General features: G+C 66.2%; 3 protein-coding genes. 2 read left to right on the top strand and 1 reads right to left on the bottom strand.

Translation table 11 applies throughout. The features are described from left to right. Together BIS11_RS18060 and BIS11_RS18065 are read left to right on the top strand one after the other, a co-directional pair. On the top strand, positions 1-511 hold a 511-nt coding region (locus tag BIS11_RS18060), incomplete at its 5' end, for an alpha/beta fold hydrolase (protein WP_253586793.1). 23 nt (positions 512-534) lie between these two features. Continuing rightward, positions 535-786, top strand: coding sequence for a YkoF family thiamine/hydroxymethylpyrimidine-binding protein (locus BIS11_RS18065; protein WP_253426519.1), 252 nt, complete (start codon positions 535-537; stop codon positions 784-786). Between the two features lie 66 nt (positions 787-852). Here BIS11_RS18065 and BIS11_RS18070 read toward each other — a convergent pair. After that, positions 853-1,179, bottom strand: a 327-nt coding sequence (locus BIS11_RS18070; protein WP_253586794.1) for an aminotransferase class III-fold pyridoxal phosphate-dependent enzyme, incomplete at its 5' end; no start/stop codon positions are given.

Consider the following 1,179-nt stretch of genomic DNA (forward strand, 5'->3'; position numbering starts at 1 on the left):
GGTGATACTCGACCCGCCCCTGATGCTGGGCATGGACGCCTGGGCCATGAAGGCCGCCAAGCGCTTCGGCTTCGTCGATCGCATCACGCCGGCGGGCAAGACCCGAAGGCGGCGCAGCGTGTGGCCGAGCCGCGAGGCGATGGCCACCTCGCTCGGCCGCCGGGGGCTTTTTCGCGGCTTTACGCCGGAGGCGCTCAACGACTATGTTGAAACGGGCACCCGGCTGCTCGACGACGGCCAGGCGGAGCTGGTCTTCGAGCCGGAGGTCGAGGTGGCGATCTTTCGCAACCTGCCGGATCACCTCACGTCGCGCCTCAAGCGGCTGCGGGTGCCGGTGGAGATCGTCGCCGGCGAGCGCTCGGATCTGCTCACCGCCGCGCGCATTCGCCGTCTGGAGCGCCGGGGCCTGACGCTTTCCCGCGTTCCCGGCGGGCACATGTTCCCCATGGAGCACCCAAGCGAGACCCGCGCCGCCATTCTGGCCGCCTGGCACCGGTTCCAGTCTCGCTAGGCACATCGACGAGGAGGCACGCCATGTATCTTTCCGTGCAACTGAGCTACTACCCACTGGCCGATGACTACAAGCCGGTGGTGAAGGAGGTCGTCAAACGCCTGGAGGCCACCGGCCTCGAGGTGCATCCCAACCGCATGAGCACCCAGGTGTTCGGCCAGTTCGACGCGGTGATGAGCGCGCTTTCCGATGTCATGAAGTGGTCCTTCGAGACCCACGGCAAGGCGGTGTTCACGGCGAATTTTCTCGAAGGGGATCGCCGCCCGCGAGAGTGAGTGCGCTGAGACTACCCACATGAAAACGCCGCCCCGAGGGGCGGCGTTCTTGTTGCGCGGGGCTCGTCAGGTCAACGACTCCAGGCACGCCTCGATGATGTCGAGGCCTTCGTCGAGCACGCTGTCCTCGATGGTCACCGGCATCAGAAAACGGATGGTGTTGGCATACATGCCGCAGGAGAGCAGGATCAGCCCCTCTTCGCGGGCCTTCTTGCAAAGCGCCCCGGCCAGTTCCGGGTTCGGCGCGCGCTCGCGCTTGCCCTTGTCGGTGACCAGCTCGAAGGCGGCCATGGCGCCCATGTGGCGGGCGTTGTCGACGCAGTCGAACTTCTGCTGCCACTCGCCAAAGCGCTGGCCGAGCTTCTCGCCGAGTGCCTGGCTCTTCTCCAGAAT

It is taken from the genome of Halomonas sp. 707D4 (assembly GCF_024158685.1).
Classification (GTDB): domain Bacteria; phylum Pseudomonadota; class Gammaproteobacteria; order Pseudomonadales; family Halomonadaceae; genus Vreelandella.